General features: G+C 71.9%; 15 protein-coding genes and 1 other RNA gene. 6 read left to right on the top strand and 10 right to left on the bottom strand.

What is annotated here, in order from left to right; translation table 11 throughout:
- Positions 1–88: 88 nt before the first annotated feature.
- The 5 genes from QRN89_RS10070 to rnpB form a co-directional block, all read right to left on the bottom strand.
- The gene (locus QRN89_RS10070) at positions 89–2,134 is read right to left on the bottom strand and encodes an Hsp70 family protein (RefSeq protein WP_290349019.1); all 2,046 of its coding nucleotides are present in this window, start codon (positions 2,132–2,134) and stop codon (positions 89–91) included.
- A complete protein-coding gene (locus QRN89_RS10075) occupies positions 2,131–2,733 on the bottom strand; it encodes a hypothetical protein (RefSeq protein ID WP_290349020.1) in 603 nt (200 codons plus the stop codon). The genes QRN89_RS10070 and QRN89_RS10075 overlap by 4 nt, the downstream gene beginning before the upstream one ends.
- Positions 2,730–4,460 carry a hypothetical protein gene (locus QRN89_RS10080; RefSeq protein ID WP_290349021.1) on the bottom strand — a complete coding sequence of 577 codons (1,731 nt, stop codon included), beginning with the start codon at positions 4,458–4,460 and terminating at the stop codon, positions 2,730–2,732. The genes QRN89_RS10075 and QRN89_RS10080 overlap by 4 nt, the downstream gene beginning before the upstream one ends.
- Positions 4,461–4,537: 77 nt before the next feature.
- A complete protein-coding gene (locus QRN89_RS10085) occupies positions 4,538–8,074 on the bottom strand; it encodes a HelD family protein (RefSeq protein ID WP_290349022.1) in 3,537 nt (1,178 codons plus the stop codon).
- A 547-nt stretch (positions 8,075–8,621) separates the two neighbouring features.
- Positions 8,622–9,034: RNase P RNA component class A (gene rnpB, locus QRN89_RS10090), an RNA gene on the bottom strand.
- A 237-nt stretch (positions 9,035–9,271) separates the two neighbouring features.
- Here rnpB and QRN89_RS10095 point away from each other — a divergent pair.
- Entirely contained in the window at positions 9,272–10,060 is a 789-nt protein-coding gene (locus tag QRN89_RS10095) for a MerR family transcriptional regulator (protein WP_290349023.1), read from the top strand.
- Positions 10,057–10,887, top strand: a complete 831-nt coding sequence (locus QRN89_RS10100; protein ID WP_290349024.1) for a hypothetical protein — start codon at positions 10,057–10,059, stop codon at positions 10,885–10,887. The genes QRN89_RS10095 and QRN89_RS10100 overlap by 4 nt, the downstream gene beginning before the upstream one ends.
- Here the strand turns inward: QRN89_RS10100 and QRN89_RS10105 are convergent.
- Positions 10,838–12,280, bottom strand: a complete 1,443-nt coding sequence (locus QRN89_RS10105) for an RNB domain-containing ribonuclease (RefSeq protein WP_290349025.1) — start codon at positions 12,278–12,280, stop codon at positions 10,838–10,840. The two genes, QRN89_RS10100 and QRN89_RS10105, sit on opposite strands and share 50 nt — an antisense overlap.
- Before the next feature lie 263 nt (positions 12,281–12,543).
- Here QRN89_RS10105 and yaaA point away from each other — a divergent pair, with 263 nt between their 5' ends.
- Positions 12,544–13,344 (top strand): peroxide stress protein YaaA, encoded by an 801-nt coding sequence (yaaA, locus tag QRN89_RS10110; protein WP_290349026.1) that lies wholly within the window; start codon positions 12,544–12,546, stop codon positions 13,342–13,344.
- A 70-nt stretch (positions 13,345–13,414) separates the two neighbouring features.
- The gene (gene eda / locus QRN89_RS10115) at positions 13,415–14,041 is read left to right on the top strand and encodes a bifunctional 4-hydroxy-2-oxoglutarate aldolase/2-dehydro-3-deoxy-phosphogluconate aldolase (RefSeq protein ID WP_290349027.1); all 627 of its coding nucleotides are present in this window, start codon (positions 13,415–13,417) and stop codon (positions 14,039–14,041) included.
- A gap of 531 nt (positions 14,042–14,572) precedes the next feature.
- Here eda and QRN89_RS10120 read toward each other — a convergent pair.
- From QRN89_RS10120 to QRN89_RS10135, 4 genes are read right to left on the bottom strand one after another with little or no spacing between them, the layout of a single operon-like run.
- Positions 14,573–15,847, bottom strand: coding sequence for a bifunctional RNase H/acid phosphatase (locus QRN89_RS10120; RefSeq protein WP_290349028.1), 1,275 nt, complete (start codon positions 15,845–15,847; stop codon positions 14,573–14,575).
- On the bottom strand, positions 15,847–16,590 hold the full coding sequence (locus tag QRN89_RS10125) for a zinc ribbon domain-containing protein (RefSeq protein ID WP_290353645.1): 744 nt from the start codon (positions 16,588–16,590) through the stop codon (positions 15,847–15,849). The genes QRN89_RS10120 and QRN89_RS10125 overlap by 1 nt, the downstream gene beginning before the upstream one ends.
- Complete coding sequence (locus tag QRN89_RS10130) at positions 16,587–17,402, bottom strand: Nif3-like dinuclear metal center hexameric protein (RefSeq protein ID WP_290349029.1); 816 nt, start codon at positions 17,400–17,402, stop codon at positions 16,587–16,589. Before QRN89_RS10130 ends, QRN89_RS10125 begins: the two co-directional genes overlap by 4 nt.
- 58 nt (positions 17,403–17,460) lie before the next feature.
- The gene (locus QRN89_RS10135; RefSeq protein ID WP_290349030.1) at positions 17,461–18,495 is read right to left on the bottom strand and encodes an ABC transporter substrate-binding protein; all 1,035 of its coding nucleotides are present in this window, start codon (positions 18,493–18,495) and stop codon (positions 17,461–17,463) included.
- A 223-nt stretch (positions 18,496–18,718) separates the two neighbouring features.
- On the opposite strand from QRN89_RS10135, the gene QRN89_RS10140 reads away from it, so the two are divergent.
- On the top strand, positions 18,719–19,873 hold the full coding sequence (locus QRN89_RS10140) for a hypothetical protein (protein ID WP_290349031.1): 1,155 nt from the start codon (positions 18,719–18,721) through the stop codon (positions 19,871–19,873).
- Positions 19,874–19,977: 104 nt separating this feature from the next.
- A complete protein-coding gene (locus QRN89_RS10145; protein WP_290349032.1) occupies positions 19,978–20,148 on the top strand; it encodes a hypothetical protein in 171 nt (56 codons plus the stop codon).
- Positions 20,149–20,448 lie beyond the last annotated feature (300 nt).

The following is a 20,448-nucleotide window of genomic DNA, read 5'->3' on the forward strand; positions in this document are numbered from 1 at the left end:
CCGGTGCCTACCCACCTGTGTGGGGAGGCACCGTTCTGGTTGGGAGACCGAATCGCTGGGGGTCACGGCCATCACACCGGGGTTCCCATTACCCCCGCCCCCGTGGCGCCACACAGGTACGTTCGGTGAAGAACCAGACCCCTTTGGAGCAGGTGGCACCCAGAACCCGTCCCTTCTCCCGAAGCCAGGGATAGCGGCCTTGTAGCTCCGCGAAGTTGTCGTTCGTCACGATCGTCGCGCCGGATTCGTCCGCGATGACCGCCACAAGGGCATCGCCCTTGCCCTCGGTACCGGCTGGCGGCTGGATGATGTCCCCCTTGCTGAGGGCGGCCTCCACGGCCTCACGTTCTGCGTCCGCGACCTTGTGCCGAAAGCTGGCGTCGACCACGACATGAATGTCGGCCTCTGGGTACTTCTTGGCCAGCGCCACCCGCGCGACCTGAAGCTGAGAGAAACTCGGGTGATCGTCTTCTTCGTAGACCCCCGGGCGGACCGGTGAATGACCGATCCAGGCGAGATTGGAGCCGTCGACGACCAGAGTGTGCGGGCCGCCGTCGAGAGGCACCGGCCGCGCCTTCGGAGGCATGGGAACAGGGCGGGCGCCTGCCGCCGAGGCGGCCGTCCTGAGGGGGTCGGGATTCGAGTTGCCCTTCAGCAGGCGGTCCAGCTCTTCTCGGACCTCGGGCGTGGGGCCACCCGAACCGAAGCTCTCGACCTCTTGGTCAACCACGACCTCGCCTGTGTGCTCCAGGGTGGCCTTGACGTGGAGCAGGCCATTGGAGTCGTACGTGTACTCCAGGTCGAAGCGGGACTCGTCACGGACCCGCGGCGTGGGGTACGTGAGGGTGAGCTCCGTGAGCTGCACGTTGTCGCGGTGGGTGAGCTCCTTGTCCGGGTCGCCCTCCCAGATCTCAACGGACAGCTTCCGCGCGTGGTCCTTCTGCGGCGTGTAGCTCTTGCGTTCCTTCCAGGGCAACGGCGAGTTCCTGGGGATGATCTGGCTGAACCTCTTGCGTCCCGAGGAGTCCTTGACCATCGTGCCGAGCGCGTGGCTGGTGGCGACCTGGATGACTCCCTCGGTCTCACCGGCGAGCACCGCCGCCGCGATCGACGCGCCGCGCGCGACCGCTGTCATCGGGTCGCACAGTTCGGTGGGCACGGGCTCCATCTGGAGTGCTTCGGCTACCGCGGCCCGCACGCTGGGGATCTGGCTCGTACCGCCGATCATGAGGATGTCGTCCACGTCGAGCGGGGCCATGTGCAGATCCTTCAGGCACTGCTCCACAGGCCCCAGGGCGCGGTCGACGAGGTCGCCGATCGCCTCCTCCAGCTCACCCTGGTGGATCTCAACGCCGACGCCGTCGGGGGTGATCACCGTGACGGACGGCTGTGAGGAGAGCAGGATCTTGTTCCGCTCCACGTCCAGGCGGAACTGCCGCTCCTGCGCCGGAGTCCAGGCTCTGCGCGCGGGCGCTCGTTCGAGAACGAGTTCACGCAGCCGCCGGTCGATCTCCAGACCGCCAAGCTCCGTCACACCACGTGACGCGCGCTCCTCGAAGAACCCGTCCGAGTAGTCGAGCACGGTCACGTCGATGGTGCCGCCGCCCCAGTCGAAGACCAGGATCTGGGAGTCCTCGCGAAAGTCGTGGACGTACGAGATGGCGGCTGCTGTTGGTTCGTTCAGCAGGGCCTGGACCTCGATGCCAGCGAACCGCGCCGCTGCCCTGGTCCGGTACCGGGCGGCGCCCGTCGCGTTGGCGGGCACCGTGATGACGGCGCGATCGATGTCGGTGAGGTTGTGCTGGGCGCCGTCGCGCATGGCGGTGAAGACACCCGCCGCGACGGTGGTCGCCGCGAAACGCCTGCCCTGGATGGTCACGTACTCGTCGCTCTTGAGGAGCCTCTTGCAGGCTTCGGCCGCTTCCTCGGAGCGGAGCTTGGCCTCCCAGCCGAACAGAGGGCCGCGCCGAAGCGAGCTGACACCCACGACCGAGGGAAAAAGCTGCTCGAACCCTGGCCGCCGCCAGTCGGCGTCGATGTGGTGGGCATCGAGCGGCAACACCTCGGCATCGCTGCCCTGCCACTGGGCCACGACGGAGTTGGTCGTACCGAAGTCAATTCCCGTCGAGGTCACTTGGCATCGTCTCCCCGCACATCCACCGCACTGGCCCCGTCACGCCCCGGCAGGGTCCTCCGGGTTGGAATGCGGCGGAGCTGACCGGCCAGCAACAACTTGTCCGTCGCCTGGTCCACGTAGGCCGGCCGGACCAGCTCGAAGCCCTCGCCTTCGCCCTCGACGACGACGAAGAGCTCCTGCTCGTCGGCCTCCTCGACCACACGGACCCCCATGTCAATGAGGGAGGCGCGCACCGCCCGGCGGATGGCCTTCGCTCCCTGTTCGGGCGTGCTCGCGAGGACGTCGGTCTCGACCAGCCGCGCGATGTGCTCGTCCCGCGTCCGGAATGCCTCGAGCACGCCCTGACGCAGCGCCGCGTTGACAGTGGCAGGGGTGGGGCGGGCGTCCTGCGGAAGCTGCGCGATGAGCTCCGCAGCCCGTTCGGTGAAACGGGCGAGGAGCTGCGCCGGGTGGAGGAGTTCTTCCGGCCTGAGGGTGCGCAGCTTCATGTCCGCCGCGAACTCCCTTTTCTCCTTGCGTCGAATGTGCCCCGTGGGCTTCTTGGCCTGTCCGGCCGCGTTCGGGCTGCTGTTGCCGCGTGCGGACTTGCTGCTCATGAAGTCGTCCTGTGGTCGTGATCGGGGCGCCGGGGCGCGGTCAGCAGGGTGGGTAGAAGGTCGGCGATCGCGCGGTCGCGTACCGTCGCAAGGTCCGCGTCGGTCCGGTGCGTGGTCCGGCGTGGCATTGCGGCGGTCTGCGGCGTCAGGGACCTCGGTCTCACCGTAGGCAGTCGCAGGGACGCGGGATCCAGCGGCAGTACGAAGAAGTCCGACCAGTCCTCGGTCCGCTCGGCCTGCTCGATCCGGCGCATCGCCCAGTTGGCCTGTGCCGCCAGGTCGAGGTCATCCCGGTCGGCCTTTCTACGTTCGCGCCACTGGTGTTTCCAATGCTCACTCTTGTGCGGCAGTCCAAGCTCCAAATAGGGATTGGCGGGCTGATCCCGGTCGTTGCGCTTGGTCCCCCGCCGACGGTCCAGCAGAGCCAGGTTCTCCTCGACTCGCCGGTCGGTTCGGGCGACGCGCGCCAGCGAGACGTAGGCAAGGTCGAGATTGTCATCGAGCAGGGCGAGGTAGGCGAACATGTTCCACGCCTCGGCCGCGTGCTCGGCTGACGCGCCTTCATGATCGACGAGCTTGTCGACCTGCGCCTGAGCTTTCTTCCTCTCGCCCTGGCAGATGAGATCGTAGGCGTGCCGCAGCGCCACGAGGGCGTAGAAGGGCCCGCGCGCCGGATTCACCGCGGCCCTCGGCTCCCACAGTGCGCACATCAGCCGCCACAGCCCGCGGTCGGCGGGGATGTCCGGGTCCCAGGAGCCCGTCATAGCGCCATCCCGCACCTTGCGCAGGCGAAGTACCAGCTCGCGAGGCAGCAGCCCGTCGAGTTCCTTGAGGACGTCCGTCTCACCATCCGCGACACGCAGGAGCAGGTCGTAGAGGCTGCCCGGCGCCGGCTGGACCGGCTCGCCCGCCAGGAACGCCTCCCGCTCGCCGGGCTCGTCCCAGCCGAGCGAGCGGGCCAGGGCGGCATCCACCTTCTCTGGTGCGAGCCTGGCGAGCAGGTAGCTCTGTTCGGCGGAGTCCACCCGCAGGGTCCACGGCTTGTGACCGCGATCCAATACACCTGTCTCGATCAGGTCGTCGATGACGCCGAGGGGTGCCCAGGGGACGATTGCCCCCAAGTGGTGCGCGGTCAGCTCGCCAAGGCTCCTCCGGGCAAGGGCCTGCTGAAGCGCGAAGGCCCCAGAAGGGTCTTCCCCGGGGCGGGGAAGGTCGTCCGATCCTAGGTCGGCCGTCGGGACCGCTCCCATGATGACCGCTAGGCGGCGCTCACCGGCCAGGGAGAGCCAAGGCAGGCCTACTTCGTGGACGGCGGAGAGCACGGCTGCGGTCCGCGCGACGCCCCTGCCCGGATCGGTGACTTCGAGCAGGGCCTTGACCGCGGGTAGGAGTTGAGGCGTCGGCTGTCCGTCCAGACATGCACGAATGGTGTCGGCGCCCCACCGCAGGTTTTCGTCCTCGGCGTCCATGGACTCCAACAGCCCGCGCAACACATCCTCGACACGCGCCACCGCCTCCGCACCGAAGACCCCGGCCTTACGCCACTTGCGCAACGCGAATCCGTCGACCACGCCCCCGGGACCGGTGATCCCCGCGGAGCGGCGGGCAGACCGCCGCTCCCGCCACGCCTCGACCATCTCAGCCCGCGTCATCGATCCCGTGATCGGCGGTACCCCCGCTCCGAATCCGCCGCCGAGCCGATCGGCCGAAGCGTCCTCGTTCCCCATGCGCCCCGCTCGTCTCCCGCGTTCGAAACTTGCGTCGTATTTTGACAGGTCTGCTTGCGCTGGCGGCAGGGCCCTCGCTAGGACACGATGTGCCGCGCTCCCGGCCCCGCCCAGGTCCCGTCGGCGCGCCAGGCGAGGAGCACACTGAAAGCGCCATCGACCGCGTCGGCCACCCATGCCTCCGCCGGTTCGCCGCCCAACACGACGACGAGGAACTCCGCCTGACCCTCCGTACGCAGGTGGGACACCTCCATAAGGTGGAGCACTGACTCCCGTATGGACGGGTACGTACTGTCCTCACTGCCCAGCACGTCGAAGAGCACGGTGCCGTCAGCCCGCGTGCACCAGGCGTCCACAAGGGTGCTCTCCCCGACCTCCGACGCGCTGTCGTAGAGGTCGGCGAGCAGGCGGTGCCGGAGCGCTTCGTGAGATCGGTCAGACCGCGCCGCCAACGCACGGGCGGCCACCAGGCGTTCCAAGCCGCTGCCTGCCTCGGCTGGCTGCTCTTCCTCCGCCCGCTCCTCTTCGCCAAGTTGGGGTGTCGGGTCGGTTGTAGACATGGTCGCCCTTCGGGGCTCGGGAAGGGAGTTGGGGAAGGCCGGCAGTCCGCGGTAGTCCGTACCGGGTTCGCGCACGGTGAGCAGGGAGCGGCCATCGGGCGAGAGCCGCCACTGGAAGCGGCTGCCTCCGACGATGACACAGGTCTCGAACAGCTCGATATCCGCGGTCCGCAGATCATCGGCAAGCGCTCCACGCATCGCACGTACGAAGGCTTCATCGGCCATACCGCGAATCTGCCCCACCCGCTCGTATCCGGCGCAGGCCGAGGCGGTGGCGTGCAACGCTCCTGCGTCGAGCAGGCGGACCGGTTCCTCGGCACCGAGCGGTGGTCCGCTCTCCCGCACCGGCGCGGTCAGCGCCGATCTCCGCGCGGCCCGGGCGTCCTTGCCCGCCCGGGACGCGACGCCCACCTCGAACTGCGCGAAGCTCCGTTCCGCGTGCACCGCGTCGTAGCCCGTGATCGTGTCGGCCTCGGGACTGAGCACGATGCGGAATCCCGCGAGGTCTAGCACCCAGGTGCCGTCCGCGGCGCGCAGGTGCCGGGCCCGCTCGACGAACGAGGCCAGCATGGCGTGCAATTCCACCGCCGCTTCGCGTAGGCCGCCCCGGTGCCGTACGACAAAGGCCCCGCACGCCCCCGAGCTGACCCGCACGGCGGCACGCTGCCGCGCATCGAGGTTGAGACGGCCCTGGTCCTGCGCACCGACGATTGGAGCAAGCCGCCGGGGCTGGGCCACGACCACCGGTTCAGCCGTGCGGAAGCCTCCGCAGGGGGCCGTCCTGCACCACTTGTCTGGGTGGTGAGTGGAATGGGTGCACGGAGTCCCGTCAGCGAAGTACCGGCTGCACAGGCTCGCCGCAGGATCCGCGACCGAGCCCTCCGCGTCACGAGGGGACGGCGAAGGAACGGATGCGGCAGTGGGCGCGGGAAGGCGGTCCGGGCCTCCGATCTGCGGGGGCAGGGGCAGGGCGTGGACGACGGTCAGCGACTGGGTACACCGCGTCAGCGCGACATACAAATGCCTCAGGCCTACAGCCTCGTCTGTGACGATCCCGGCAGGCTCCACCACGACGACGTGGTCGAACTCGAGTCCCTTCGCCTCAGCCGGGGTGAGGACGGCAAGGTTCCCGAGACTCTCCGAACCGAGGGCGCGCGCGATGTCGCTGGCCCACTCACCGCCCGGCGGCACGATCACGCCGATCGAGCGTTCATCCGCTCCGGCAGGCGCGCTCGCCCGTAGCCGTGCCACGGCCTCGGCGGCCAGAGTGCCTACCTCCACCCCCTGGATCACGGCGACGTCCGTGCCCGTGTCGCGCACCGAGTCGGGCACTGTCACGCCGGGCGCGCAGTGCTCGCCCAGCTGGGCCACGAAGGCCATGACCTCTCCCGGTACGCGGAACCCCGTGAGCAGCTGGGTGACCCGCCATCCGCCCTGGCCCGCGAGCACCTTCCCGAGCCCGTCCCAGTCCTGGTGGAGGTAGGGCCCGGTCGACTGCGCGAGGTCGCCGAGCACCGTCATCGAACCGCTGGGGCAGCGCCGTGCCAGGGCCCTGGCCTCCATCCGCGTGACGTCCTGTGCTTCGTCGATGACCAGGTGCCCGTACACCTTCTGGGGGCGTCCACCCAGTACGTACTCCAGCTCATCAAGAAGGACCAGGTCTTCGCGGCTCAGTTCCGTCCGCGAGCGCGCCGTACGGCTCCTTGGCCCGGCTCCCGGGCGGGGTGCAGTGAGCAGATCCTGTTCGGCGGCCGACAGAATGCCCTCAGCGGCCCGGCTGAGGGTGGCCCCGCCGGAGAACAGGCCCCGCAGAATGTCCTGGGCCGCAAGGCTGGGGCAGATCCGCTTGAGGAGGCGTACGACGGGGCGGGCCCTGGCCGTCTCGGCCAGGTAGTCGATGTCGGCAGGGCCTGGCAGAAGCCCGACGTAGACATCGGTCAGGTGCTGCGTGATCCGCTGTGTGCAGCGCTCCCGGCGCACCTGGTACGGACTGTCGCCGGCCAGTGCCGCAGCAGCGATCTCCGCTATCTCCTCAACAGGGACAACGACTTCGCGGCGGTTCAGCTCGAAGGTGAAGACCGGTCCGCCCACGAGTGCGGTCAGCCGTTCCACCGAGCTCGTCGTCTCGCAGTCGACGGCCCTGCGCAGCACCGCAGCCATCCTCGGATCGGTCTTCACCACGGCGATCCGACGGGGATCTCGGGGCGACGCTGCCGCCGACCAGAGCGCGGGAAGTTCGAGCATCGACACGTCGTCGCTGCCGAGTTCGGACAGGGTGACGCCCACGTAGTCGAGGAATCCCCGATTGGGGCCGATGACGAGGATTTCCTTGGCGTTCCGGTGCTTGTTGTCCAGCAGCCAGGTCACGCGGTGCAGGCCGACCGCCGTCTTGCCCGTGCCCGGACCGCCCTGGATCACGAGCACGCCCGCAGGCTCCTCCGCCACGAGCCGGAGCTGTTCCCGCTGGATGGTCTCGACGATGTCGTGCATCGAGCCGTCGCGCGCACGGTCCATCTCGTCGAGGAGCGGATCACGCCACGCCGGTTCCTCGGTGGCTGTGGCCGGCACGTCGGTGGCAAGCGGTGCCGCCGGTATCTCTGGTACCGCCGGTGGTCCCGCTTCCGATCCATGGAGATCGAGATAGCGCTTGACCACCTGCTGATCACAGATGATCTGGCGCAACAGCCGCACCTGTCCCGGATCCCGTTCGCTGGTCAGCCGCCAGTTCACCGCGGCCTGCGAACTCCAGGAGACCACGACAGGATTCCGCTGCTCGTCGCGCACCACGCGCCGCCCAACGTAGAACGTCTCGCGGCCCTCACCCTCGTCGACATCGGCCCTCATGAAGACGAGGGACTTGCCTCCGATGTCGAGGGACGCCAGCTCCCGCTCCCAGGTCCGCCGGGCGTCGATGGAGTCCTTGCCGCTGGCCGCGACGTCGAGGCCGCTCAGCTCCGACGCTTCCTGCCGGGCCCGTTCCAGGCAGGAATACGCGTAGTCGACCGCACGCTGTTCAGCAGCAAGCACGGCTGCGCGTCGGGTGCGCTTCGACATCCTCGCTCTTCCCCCTCCTTCCGCATGCAACGCAACGGGCCAGCGAGCACGGCGGATGTTCCTACTGTAAGTGCGCGTTGATCGTTGCTCGGCGCTGCTGCAGGAGAATTAGCCCTCTGGGCGCATCTCCACGACAGCGGGCTCCCCCCGTACGGTGCGCAGCGGTCACCCTGCCGAGGAGCGTCAGAGGCTGGACGCTCTCCTCCTGAACGTCGAGGGTGAAGTCCCCGGCTCCGGTATCGAAGCGCATGAACGTTCACGACCGGGCCCCTTCCGGCCCCTTCCCTGTCCACCGCAGACCACGTTCCACCTCGCGGCAGTTTCAAAAGCCGCGGGGGTCGAGCAACAGCGTCACGCTCCATCGATCCGAACCAGCTCAGAGGCTTCGCCCGCGCCTCCGCGCCAGGGACTTTTCAGGGACTTTCAGTGCTGTCCGAGGGACTTCCGAGGGACTTTCCGCCGCCTAACGCGGCAAGCTCCTGAAAGATCGGAAAGGACCTCCGATGCAGGTCAGAGGCCCTTTCCGAGGCAAAGCCGCAGGTGGCGGCAGACGAGCCGGGCTGTACGCCGGGTTCTGTCGCCCGGTGACCTCGCGGTCGCCGGGGAGACGGCCATCCATCTAGGACCGGTGTTGCCACCGGCCTCCTGCGGTCTACCCGCGGACTCGGGCGGGCAGCCCTCGATCGTCCGCGCAGGGCCACCGTTCCTTTCGGGCGGCGGCCCCTCTTGACCTTGCTCCAGGTGGGGTTTACCGAGCCGCCTGAGTCACCTCAGGCGCTGGTGGTCTCTTACACCACCGTTTCACCCTTACCGGGGACCGAGGTCCCCGGCGGTCTGTTCTCTGTGGCACTGTCCCGCGGGTCACCCCGGGTGGGCGTTACCCACCACCTTGCCCTGTGGAGCCCGGACGTTCCTCGGGAGGCCCCCTGAGGGTCCTCACGCGGCCGTCCGCCCGGCTCGTCTGCCGTGACGACCATGCTACCCGGCGCGTCCGGGCCCCTGGGCCACCCGTCCCCGCCGCCGGCCGGGACAAGCCCCGGCTGGCACCGGCCGGCCCCGCTCGACGCCGGCCGGCCCCGCCCGACGCCACGGGTCCGACGCCTCGGGGCGGCCCCGAGAGCCCGGCGTCCGGTGTCCCGCGTCCGGCCTCCTGCATCCGCTTGACCTTGCCGCAGCGTCAGGGTTTCTACTGAAGCCATGCGGATCGGAGAGATCGCCGCACTCGTCGGGGTCACCCCGCGTGCCGTGCGGCACTACCACCATCAGGGCCTGCTGCCCGAGCCCACCCGGCGGGCCAACGGCTACCGGGACTACTCGGTGCGCGACGCCGTGCTGCTCGCGCGCATCCGGCGGCTGACCGAGCTCGGGCTCGGCCTCAACGAGGTCGGGGACGTGCTCGCCGACGACGCGGGCCGGGAGCTCGTGGAGGTCCTGGAGGAGCTGGACGACGATCTCGCCAGGCAGCAGGAGCTGCTCTCCGAGCGGCGCGAACGGCTCGGCGTCCTGCTGGAGCAGGCGCGCTCCGGGCGGCTGCCCGCCGAGGGTCCGGTGTCGCCCGAGCTGACGGCGCTGTTCGGCAGTCTCGCCGAGGAGACCGCGGGGCGCCCCGAGTCCGCGACCGCCGCGAAGGACCGCGAGGTGCTCGCCCTGCTGGACACCGTCGTCCCGGCCGGGGAGCGGGACCGCCTGCTCGGCGCGATGCGGAGGATGACCGAGGCTCCGGGCGCGGTGGAGCGCGCGTACGAGGTCTACGGGCTGCTCGACGCGCTCACGGACGCCGACGCCGGCGATCCTCGCGTCGAGGAGGCGGCCCGGGCGCTGGCCGACTGCATGCCCGACGAGGTCGTGGAAGGGCTCACGGAGGACGGCGCACCGGCTGGCGGGGGCGGGAGCACGTTCATGGACGCCTTCTTCGCCGAGTTCCCGCCGGCCCAGGCCGAGGCCGTACGCCGCGCGCTGCGCCTGGTCGCGGAGCGGGCCCGGTGACGCGGGTGAAGCGCCTCCTCAGAGGCGTCGCCTGGCTCGTCCTGCCCGCTGAACTGGCGCTCGTGGTCTGTCTGATGGCGGGGCTCCGGCCGCCCGCGCCGGTGATGGCCGCCGCCGAGGCGGCCGTCCTGCTCCTGCTGCTGGCCGAGGCCGCCGTGTTCCTCAGGCTGTGGCGCGGGGAGGGGCTGACACCGCGCGAGGCCGTCGGCGAACTGGTGCCGGAGCCGGTGCTCCGGCTGGCCGGGCACGAACTGCGGCTCATGTGGAGCCTGTTGCTCTGGGCGGCCCGGCGACGCGCCGGGGTCGGGCCGGGCGACCAGGTCTTCGGGCACGCCCGTGACCAGGCCGCGCTCCTCTTCGGCTTCGGCTTCGTCTGCGTCGTCGAGACCGTCGGGATGTCGTACCTGCTCGGTCCCTGGCCGGTGCTGCACGCCGTGGTGCTGGTCCTCGACGTCTACACCGTCCTGTTCGTCGTCGGTCTGCACGCGGCGTCGGTGACCCGGCCGCACACGCTGTCCGAGGACGCGCTGCGGCTGCGCCAGGCCGCCCACGTCGATCTGCGGATCCCCCTGGAGCGGATCGCGTCCGCCTCCTACGAGCTGATGTTCACGCACGACAAGAAGGAGGACGGCGTGCTCGACCTGCCCGTCGGTTCGCAGACGTCGCTCACCCTCACGCTGACGGAACCCGTCGTGTCGGTGGGACTGCTGGGCAGGACGCGCGAGGTGCACACGGTGCGCTGCCACGCCGACGACGCCCGTTCGATGCTGCGGGCGGTCACGCGGGCGCGAACCGCACTTTCGCCGCCCCCGGGTCGGCCAGCGTGAGCCGTACCCGCAGTGCCTCGCCGAGCGGGAGTTCCGACCCGTCGCCGTCGACCGGGGCGACGACCGCGGGCTCGTCCAACTGGACCGTGCCGACGTCCGGTTCGCGCTCCCGCACGTCGACCACGAACCCGTCGAAGACATCGCCGATCCGGCCCGTCAGCAGCGCCGCCTCGACGGTGTCGACGCTTTGGCGCTCGACGTTGTTCGCGCGACGCGTCCCCTCGGCCATCTCCTTCGGTACGACGTCCAGGGACTCCCGTACCCACTCCGGGGGCTCCCGGCCCTCCACGGCGGCCAGGCACAGCTCGCCCGTGTACCGGTCGACGAGCCTGCGCAGCGGTGCGGTGCAGTGCGTGTACACGTCGGCGACGGCGGCGTGCACGGACGGTTCGGGCAGCTGCCCGCCGCTGAACGCGCTGTAGCCCGCGCCGCGCAGCAGCGTCGTGCACTCCTGGAGGAACGCGGCGTGGCGGCGGTTCGACGGGTCGAGCGACCGGACGACCCGGGCGTAGGGGACATGGTGCGGCCAGGGGATGCGCAGGGCCCGGGCCGTCCTGCGCAGCCGGGCGACGGCTCCGCCCGGCGCGGTCGGCAGGGTCCGCAGGATGCCGGTCCCCGCGGTCACCATCAGCCCGGCCGCTGCCATGCCGGTGAGCAGGGAGATCTGGGCGTTCCAGCGCTCCACGGGGTACGGGGCGCGGAACTCCAGTGCGTACGAGTGGTCCTGGGCGACGATCTCCTGCTCGGGCAGGTTGAGCGAGATCCCGCCCCGCTCCACTTCCAGCTCCTCGCGCAGCAGCCCGATCTCCTTGAGCAGGGCCACCGGCTCCTCCGCCGCGCCCGAGTCGATCTGCCGCTGTACCCCTGCGTAGTCCAGCTTGGCGCGGCTGCGGACCAGGGCCCGCCGTACGCCGGTGGCGACGGTCCGGCCGTCCGCGTCCAGGTCGATGGTCCACAGCAGCGCGGGCGCGGTCTGCCCGGGCAGCAGACTCGCCGCACCCTCGGAGAGCACCAGCGGGTGCAGCGGCACCTTCTCGTCCGGGAAGTACAGCGTCTGCGTCCGCCGGTGCGCCTCGGCGTCGAGCGCGCCGCCCGGCGGTACGAACGCGGCCATGTCGGCGATGGCGTAGCGCACCCGGTAGCCGCCGCCCGGCCGCCGTTCGAGATGCATCGCCTGGTCCAGGTCGGCGGAGGCCGGCGGGTCGACGGTGAAGAACGGGACGCCGGTCTCGTCCCGTTCCGGAAGCCGCGGGTCGCGGGCCGTCCGCTCCGCCTCGACCAGCACCTTGACGGGGAACCTCACGGGTACGCCGAGCCGGAGGCGCAGCGCGCACAGGCAGGCCAGCAGCGGGTCGTCGGCCGCGCAGGTCACATGCATACGACGGCGTGGCATGTGCCGAGCGTATGGCGGCGGCGACGGGGGTGCGACCGGGGCGCGGAGCGCTGCCCGGTCCCGCCCGTGTCTGCCTGCCCGCCCGTCTCGCCCGTCCGCCTGCCCGCCCGTCTCGCCCGTCCGCCTGCCGCGGGCCCCGGGCGGTGGGGCGGGCCACGCCCGGGTGCCGCAGGATCGGCCCGGGCGGCGGGTCGTTGCGGCCGACTACGCTGGCGACGCGGGGCCGCACCCCCCATTTCCGTACGTACGCAGAGGAGAACGTCGTGCTCGTGCTGTTGCCGCCGTCCGAGGGCAAGGCCGCTTCGGGGCGCGGGGCGCCGCTCAAGCCGGAGACGCTGTCGCTGCCCGCCCTGGCCGCGGCGCGCACAGCGGTGCTCGACGAGCTCGTGGAACTGTGCCGGGGCGACGAGGAGAAGGCCCGCGACGTACTGGGGCTCAGCGAGGGCCTGCGCGACGAGGTCGCGAAGAACGCGGGGCTGCGCACGGCCGGGGCGCGTCCGGCGGGCGAGATCTACACCGGGGTGCTGTACGACGCGCTCGGGCTGGCCACCCTCGACGCCTCCGCGCGGCGGCGGGCGCGCAAGTCGTTGCTGGTGTTCTCCGGGCTCTGGGGTGCGGTCCGCGTCGACGACCGGATCCCCTCGTACCGCTGCTCGATGGGGGTGAAGCTCCCCGGGCTCGGGGCGCTGGGCGCGCACTGGCGGGCGCCGATGGCGTCCGCGCTGCCCGAGGCGGCGGGGGACGGGCTGGTCCTGGACCTGCGGTCGTCGGCCTACGCGGCGGCGTGGCGCCCCAAGGGCGAGGTCGCGGGCCGGACGGCGACCGTGCGGGTGCTGCATTCGCAGCTCGTCGACGGCGTCGAGAAGCGTTCCGTGGTCTCCCACTTCAACAAGGCGACCAAGGGCCGCATCGTACGCAGTCTGCTGGAGGCCGGTACCGCGCCGAAGGACCCGGGCGAGCTGGTGGAAGCGCTGCGAGACATCGGGTACACGGTCGAGGCGGAGGCTCCGGGCAGGCCGGGGAAGGCATGGGCGCTCGACGTGGTGGTGACCGAGATCCACTGACGAGTCGGGGCGCATTGCACTGAGTGCAACGCTCGTTGCACGGGGCGTTGGGCGCGGGCAGGATGACGGCATGACCTCCGTGCTCGACCTGGCCCCCGTCGTCCCCGTCGTCGTCCTGGACGACGCCGCCGACGCCGTACCGCTCGCCCGCGCGCTCGTGTCGGGCGGACTGCCCGCGATCGAGGTGACCCTGCGGACGCCGGCCGCGCTCGACGCGATCCGCGCGATCGCGGAGGAGGTGCCGGGGGCGGTCGTCGGCGCGGGCACGGTCATCACGCCGGGGGCCGTGGCCGACGCGGCCGCGGCCGGGGCGCGCTTCCTGGTCAGCCCCGGCTGGACGGACGCGCTGCTGGACGCGATGGTGTCGTCGGGCCTGCCGTACCTGCCGGGCGTCTCGACGGCGTCGGAGGTCGTGGGGCTGCTCGAGCGCGGCGTGCACGAGATGAAGTTCTTCCCCGCGGAGGCCTCCGGCGGCACGCCCTACCTCACGTCCCTCGCGGGCCCGCTCCCCCAGGCCCGCTTCTGCCCCACGGGCGGCATCACGCGCGCGTCCGCCGGCTCGTACCTGACGCTGCCCAACGTGGGCTGCGTCGGGGGAACGTGGATGCTGCCGCCGGACGCGGTCGCCACACGTGACTGGCACCGCGTCGAGACCCTGGCCCGCGAGGCGTCGGCGCTGCGCCCGCGGAAGGCGTGACCCCTTCCCGAGGCGCGGTACGCCGGCGGGCGCGGGCTGCGTGATCACCTCCGCCTTCCCGCCGCGCGGGCCTGCGTTCGCACCGCGCCTGCCGGCGCCGGGCCTGCGTTCGCACCGCCCGCGCGTTCGCCGTCGCGCGCGCCTTCCCGCCGCGCGGGCTGCGTGATCACCTCCGCCTTTTCCCGCCGCGCGGGCCTGAGTTCGCACCGCGCCGGCCGGCGCCGGGCCTACGTTCGCACCGCCCGCGCGTTCGCCGTCGCGCGCGCCTTCGCGCCGCGCGGGCGCTCCCGCCGCGCCTGCCGGTGTCGGGCCTGCGTTCGCACCGCGCTGGCCGCCGCCGGGCCTGTCCGCCAGGCCGGCCGGCGCCGGACTTGCCCGCGTTGCACGGACGGGCGCGTCTCGCGGGCGTGAGCGGGGCGCGTTCGGGCGCCGCGCATCTCGTGTGAGTGTCCCGGTCTCGCCCCGGTGAGTGCGCCGGCACCTCCCGCACCCCGCGGCACCAGGGGCGCCCGACGCCGAACCCCCGCAGGGTCAGCGCAGGTGGGCCGTGTCGTTCAGCAGGCGCAGTGACGCGTTGCCGTCCGCGTAGTACGCCACCGCCGACACCGACGCCGCCGAGAGCTCCATCCGGAACAGGGATTCCGGGGGCGCGCCGATGGCCAGCCGGACCAGGGTCTTGATCGGGGTGACGTGGGTGACGACGAGCACCGTGCGCCCCTGGTACTCCCGCACCAGCCGGTCCCGCGTCGCCGCGACCCGACGCGCCACCGTCGCGAAGCTCTCGCCGCCGCCCGTGGGCGCCGCCTTCGGGGAGGCGAGCCAGGCGTCGAGGTCGTCGCCGTACCGCTCCCGGACCTCGGCGAACGTCAGGCCCTCCCAGGCACCGAAGTCCGTCTCGCGCAGCCCCTCGTCGACGTGGACGTCGAGCCCGAGGCGGGCGGCGACCGCCTCCGCGGTCTGCCGGCAGCGCTTGAGCGGGGAGGAGACGATCGCCTGGATCGTGCCGCGGGCGGCCAGTGCCGCGGCCACGGCCTCGGCCTGGCGGCGGCCGACCTCGGACAGTTCGTGGTCGCCGCTGCCGGAGAACCGCTTCTCCGGGGTCAGCGCCGTCTCGCCGTGCCGCAGCAGGACGAACGTCGCGGGCGGCCCGAGGTCCGGGCCCCAGCCGGCGCCCTCCACCTCGGTGGTCTTGGGCAGCGTCGCCTGTGCGGCCGCCGCACCGTCCGACGCACGGGAACCGCCTGCCTCGGACAGGCCCGCGTTCCCTGCCCGTGAGGCCAGCGCCGCCCGTGCCTTCGCCGCGCCCGCCGCCGCGTCGCCGACGACCCGGGCGGCCCGGACGTCCTCGGCGGAGGACGCGAGCGCCGCCGAAGAGGCCGAGGGCTCCCACTGCGCGCCACGGCGTCCCGCGTCCATGGCCTCGTTGGCCAGCCGGTCCGCGTGCTTGTTGCGCTCGCGCGGGATCCACTCGTACGTGACCTGACCGGGCGGGAGGATCCGCGCGGCCTCCGCCGCCAGCGGCTTCATGTCCGGGTGCTTGATCTTCCAGCGGCCCGACATCTGCTCGACGACGAGCTTGGAGTCCATGCGGGCGCGGACCCGGGCCTCGGGGTCGAGTTCCCTCGCCGCCTTCAGACCGGCGATGAGCCCCCGGTACTCGGCGACGTTGTTCGTGGCGACGCCGATGTACTCGGCCCGTTCCACGAGCGGTTCCCCGCTCGCCGCGTCGCGGACGACCGCCCCGTACCCCGCCGGGCCCGGGTTGCCCCGGGAACCCCCGTCGGCCTCGACGACCAGCTCGCGCATCAGAGACCGGACTCCGAGGTGCGGACCAGGATGCGGCGGCAGTTCTCGCAGCGCACGACCGTGTCGGGGGCGGCGGCGCGGACCTCGTTCACCTCGGTGATGTTGAGCTCGATGTGGCAGCCCTCGCAGCGGCGCTGGTACAGCCGGGCCGCGCCGACGCCGCCCTGCTGCTCGCGGAGCTTCTCGTACAGCTTCATCAGGTCCGCGGGTACCGAGCCGGCGACGACCTCGCGCTCCTTGCCGACCGACGCGGACTCGCCGTCGAGCTGCTCGTACGCCGCGTCCCGGCGGGCCGTGGCGTCGTCGACCTTGGCCTGGACGGAGGAGACGCGCTCGGTGAGTTCGGCGACGCGTTCCTGCGCCGACTCGCGGCGCTCCATGACCTCGAGGACGACGTCCTCCAGGTCGCCCTGGCGCTTGGCGAGCGAGACGATCTCCTTCTGGAGGTTCTCGAGGTCCTTGGGCGAGGTGATGGCGCCGGAGTCGAGGCGCTGCTGGTCCCGCACGGAGCGCTGGCGGACCTGGTCGACGTCCTGCTCGGCCTTGGTCTGCTCGCGGGCGCAGTCGCTCTCCTCCGTCTGCGCGGCGACGAGCAGGTCGCGCAGCTGCGCGAGGTCCTTGTTGAGCGACTCCAGTTCGGCGTGCTCGGGCAGCGACTTGCGCTTGTGCGCGATCTGCGACAGACGGACGTCGAGTGCCTGGACGTCGAGGAGTCGGATCTGGTCGGCGGGCGCGGCGTTCAGTTGGGGGCTCCAGAGGTGTGGTGGGAGGACCAGGGGTCGGTGACCGTCTTCGAGACATGGACCCGCAGGTTCCAGCCGTGGCGGTCGGAGATCTCGTCGAGCTGGGCGGCGGCCTGTTCGCACCAGGGCCATTCGGTGGCCCAGTGGGCGGCGTCGACCAGACCGAGGGGTGCCTGCTGAACGGCCTCGGAGACGGGGTGGTGCCGCAGGTCGGCGGTGAGGAACGCGTCGACGCCGGCGGCCCGGGCGGCACCGAAGAGACTGTCTCCGGAGCCGCCGCTGACGGCGACGCGGCGGACGGTCGCCTCCGGGTCTCCCGCGACGCGGATGCCCTGGGCGGTGGCGGGCAGCCGCGCGGCTGCCCGGGCCGCGAACTCGCGCAGCGTCTCGGGGCGGTCGAGTTCGCAGATCCGGCCCAGGCCGTTCTCGGGCACGAGCGGACCGGTGACGCGGAGGTCGAGTGCGCCGGCGAGGGCGTCGGAGACGCCGGGGTCGGCGGTGTCGGCGTTGGTGTGCGCGACGTGCAGGGCGATGTCGTGCTTGATGAGGGTGTGGACGACCCGCCCCTTGAAGTGGGAGGCGGCGACGGTCGTGGTCCCCCGCAGATAGAGCGGGTGGTGGGTGACGATCAGGTCCGCGCCGAGTGCGACGGCCTCCTCGGCGATCTCCAGGACGGGATCGACGGCGAAGAGGACGCGGGTGATCCCGGCGTCGGGCTCACCGCAGACCGTGCCGACGGCGTCCCATTCCTCGGCCCGCTCGGGGGGCCAGAGGGCGTCGAGCTCGGCGATGACTTCAGACAGACGGGGCACGGAGGCAAGGCTACCTGCCCTCCGTGCCCCGCCGTCCGGCGCCGGGTGCCCCGGGGACCTACTTGACCAGGTAGCCCCTGAGGTCGGCGAGGACCTCCTCGGCGGCGGTGACGCCGAGCCCGAGGTACCAGGTCTCGTCCGGGACGTCCTGGGCCTGCCCGCCCTTGACCGCCTTCAGGTTCTTCCAGAGCGGGTTGGACCGGGCGGTCTCGCGCTTGGTCTTCGCCGGGTCGCCGTAGACGCCGGTGAAGATCCAGTCGGCGTCGGCCTCGTCGATCTTCTCCGGGCTGATCTCCGTGGCCAGATCGTCGATCTGCTGGTTCGCGGGCCGCGGCAGCCCGGCGTCCTCGAGGATGGTGCCGATGAAGGAGGCCTTGGCGTACAGACGGATCCGGTCCGGCATGTAGCGGACCATCGAGACGGTCGGCTTGTCCGCGCCGATGTCGGTGCCGAGCCGTGCGGCGTTCTTCTCGTACGCGCCGAGCTTGGCCTCGGCGACCGCCGTGCGGTCCAGGGCGGCGGCGTTGAGGCGGTAGTTCTCCTTCCAGGTGAAGCCCGGGCGGATGGAGAAGACGGTCGGAGCGATCTGCGAGAGCTCCTTGTACTTGTCGGCGGCGCGGAGCCGGCTGCCGAGGATCAGGTCGGGCTTGAGCTGCGCGATGGCCTCGAGGTTGAGGTTGTTGATGGTGCCGACGCTCGTGGGGCTGCCGGCGTCCTTCCTCAGGTACGAGGGGATGCCGTCGTCACCCTCGGCCGGGGCGTAGCCGACGGGCTCGACGCCGAGCGAAACAACGTTGTCAAGCTCACCGACGTCGAGGACGACGACGCGCTTGGGGGCGGCCTTCAGTTCGGTGGTGCCCATGGCGTGGGTGAGCGTGCGCGGGAACTCGCCGGCCTTGGCGTCCGTGCCCATCGCCGCGGTCTTCGCCGCCGCGTCGCCGAAGTCCTTGCCGCCCTGCGCGACGGACTTCTTGCCGCCGTCGTCGGCCTTGGTCCTGTCGGCGCCGTCGCCGCTGCCGTTTCCGCAGGCCGCGAGGGTGAGCGCGGCGACGAGGGAGACGGCGGCGACGGTGCCGCGGCGGCGTGGGGACATCGGTGCTCCTGCGGTGGCGAGTAGGCGCGAAAGGGGGACACAAGCGGACCGGGACGGTCCGACTTAGGCGGGCCTTACCTTAACCGCCGGCCTCGGCAGCACAACGGCCACCCCTCCCTCAGGCAAATCCGGATTCGGCCATCCATATGTGTGAAGTGAACCGGCTCGCGGGGTTCGGCTGGAAGTACGAAAACTAGCTTCGATGGCCGGAGGTGACCATCCGATGACAGCGTGTGCCATCGAGGAAGCCGCGGAGCACGAGGCCGTACGGCCCGCCCCGCGGGCGGCGCTCACGGTCGGCGCGGGCGGCAGCTACGCCGCGCGCCTCGCGGGGCGCGGAGACGCCCTGTTCGCCGAGCGGTGGACGCTCGACGGTCCGGAGCCGTACGCGGTGCCGCTGCCGCTCGGCCAGCCCGAGGAGCAGGACACGGAGGTGGCCCCGCTCGCCGACGGCCGGGTGCTGGTCCACCGGCGGGTGGCGGGGCTCCGCTCGTTCTCGCTGCTCTATCCCACGGGTCCGGGCACGGGCGAACTGCCGCTGGGTTCCGTGGAGTCGGCGGAGCTGCGACTGCTCCCGCCCGCGCCGGACGGCACCTGCGCCTTTGCGCTGGCGCCCGGCGAGAGTTCCACGGCCGTGTGGCTGGTGGCGGGCGGGGCGTTCGGGCCCGAGCGGGTGGCGGAGGTGCCCGGCCGCTGTTCGGGAGGGGTGTGGCTGGACCGCACGGGCCGGATGCTGGCACTGGACCGCGAGCAGGACGGAATCACCAAGGCCGTGGTGGTCGACCTGGAGCGGGGCGGCGAGGTGACGCCGCTGCTGCAGATCACGGAGGACAGCAACGACCGGCTCCTGCTCGCCGACGCGGAGAGCGGGCTGCTGATGATCCGCTCGGACGCGGCGGGCCACGACCGGCTGGGCTGGGGGGTGCTCGGGAGCCTGCGGCCGGTTCGGTTCCCGGAGTGCCTGCGGCTGCCCGACGCGGCGGTGACGCCGTTCGCGATCCAGCCGGGGCGCGTGCTGATACCGGAGAGCTGCGCGGTGGCGCTGCGGATCGACGCCGCGGCCGGCACCTGGGTGGGGATCTGGCGACCCGCCGGCCGACGGCTGCATCAACTCCGGGCTCCGGAGGGATGGTTGGCCGGTTCGGGACTGTGGACCCGGGAAGGGGTGCTGCAACTGCCGTGCACGACGAAGGCGGTGGCGTGCGCGGTGGCCCGGCTCGAGCCGCCCGAGGACCCGCTTCCACCACCGCCCACCACAGAACCGGCACAACCGGAACGCGCAGGTGGGGAACCGTACGGGGACGCGGGAAGTCCTGCCATGTGCAGACCCGTGCCCTTGCAGCAGGCGCCTCTCATGGGGCGTGCGGCACGTGGTTAGACTCTGCGGCCGGGGGCTACGCAGCCGCACCGTCCGGATGCCGACGGTGACGGCTCCCCCGGTGACACCACATCAGCGATGGAACAACGGGGTGACTTTCCCACATGTCTGAGGCCCGAACCGACACGACCCAGGCGCGTCCGCAGGGAGCGGCCGCGAACCAGGCCGAGCCCGTCGGCGCCGGCAAGCACCGGGGCGGCGCCGCTGCTGCGGAGGACACGACGTCTCCGGCGCACGGCCGCCACCGCCGCCCGTCGAAGGACGAGGCGGCATAGCAGGTGCCGCGAGGCGCATCGGGAGTGTGAGGGCCGCCACGGAAGCTCCGCGGCGGCCCTCACGCGCGTCCGCGTCTTCGGCCAGGGGGCGGCCGGTCGGGCCCGACGCGGCGGCCGTTCGAGCCATGCCGGCCGGGGCGGCCGCGCCTGCCGCGTCGGCGGCTCCAGCGGTTGCAGCGGTTGCAGCGGCTTCCAGCCGTTTCCGGCGGCGGCTTCGGCGGCGGCGGCTCCGACAGGTTGGGCGACCTCCGCGGCGGCTCCCACGAGATGGGCGACTTCCGCAGCGCCGGTGAACGGCGC

It is taken from the genome of Streptomyces sp. HUAS CB01 (assembly GCF_030406905.1).
GTDB lineage: Bacteria > Actinomycetota > Actinomycetes > Streptomycetales > Streptomycetaceae > Streptomyces > Streptomyces chengbuensis.

Excerpts from the sequence above, each read along its gene's own strand:
- QRN89_RS10075 (WP_290349020.1), bottom strand. The coding sequence starts at position 2,733 with ATGAGCAGCAAGTCCGCACGCGGCAACAGCAGCCCGAACGCGGCCGGA.
- QRN89_RS10080 (WP_290349021.1), bottom strand. The coding sequence starts at position 4,460 with ATGGGGAACGAGGACGCTTCGGCCGATCGGCTCGGCGGCGGATTCGGA.
- QRN89_RS10085 (WP_290349022.1), bottom strand. The coding sequence starts at position 8,074 with ATGTCGAAGCGCACCCGACGCGCAGCCGTGCTTGCTGCTGAACAGCGT.
- QRN89_RS10095 (WP_290349023.1), top strand. The coding sequence starts at position 9,272 with ATGCGGATCGGAGAGATCGCCGCACTCGTCGGGGTCACCCCGCGTGCC.
- QRN89_RS10105 (WP_290349025.1), bottom strand. The coding sequence starts at position 12,280 with ATGCCACGCCGTCGTATGCATGTGACCTGCGCGGCCGACGACCCGCTG.
- eda (WP_290349027.1), top strand. The coding sequence starts at position 13,415 with ATGACCTCCGTGCTCGACCTGGCCCCCGTCGTCCCCGTCGTCGTCCTG.
- QRN89_RS10120 (WP_290349028.1), bottom strand. The coding sequence starts at position 15,847 with ATGCGCGAGCTGGTCGTCGAGGCCGACGGGGGTTCCCGGGGCAACCCG.
- QRN89_RS10135 (WP_290349030.1), bottom strand. The coding sequence starts at position 18,495 with ATGTCCCCACGCCGCCGCGGCACCGTCGCCGCCGTCTCCCTCGTCGCC.
- QRN89_RS10140 (WP_290349031.1), top strand. The coding sequence starts at position 18,719 with ATGACAGCGTGTGCCATCGAGGAAGCCGCGGAGCACGAGGCCGTACGG.
- QRN89_RS10145 (WP_290349032.1), top strand. The coding sequence starts at position 19,978 with ATGTCTGAGGCCCGAACCGACACGACCCAGGCGCGTCCGCAGGGAGCG.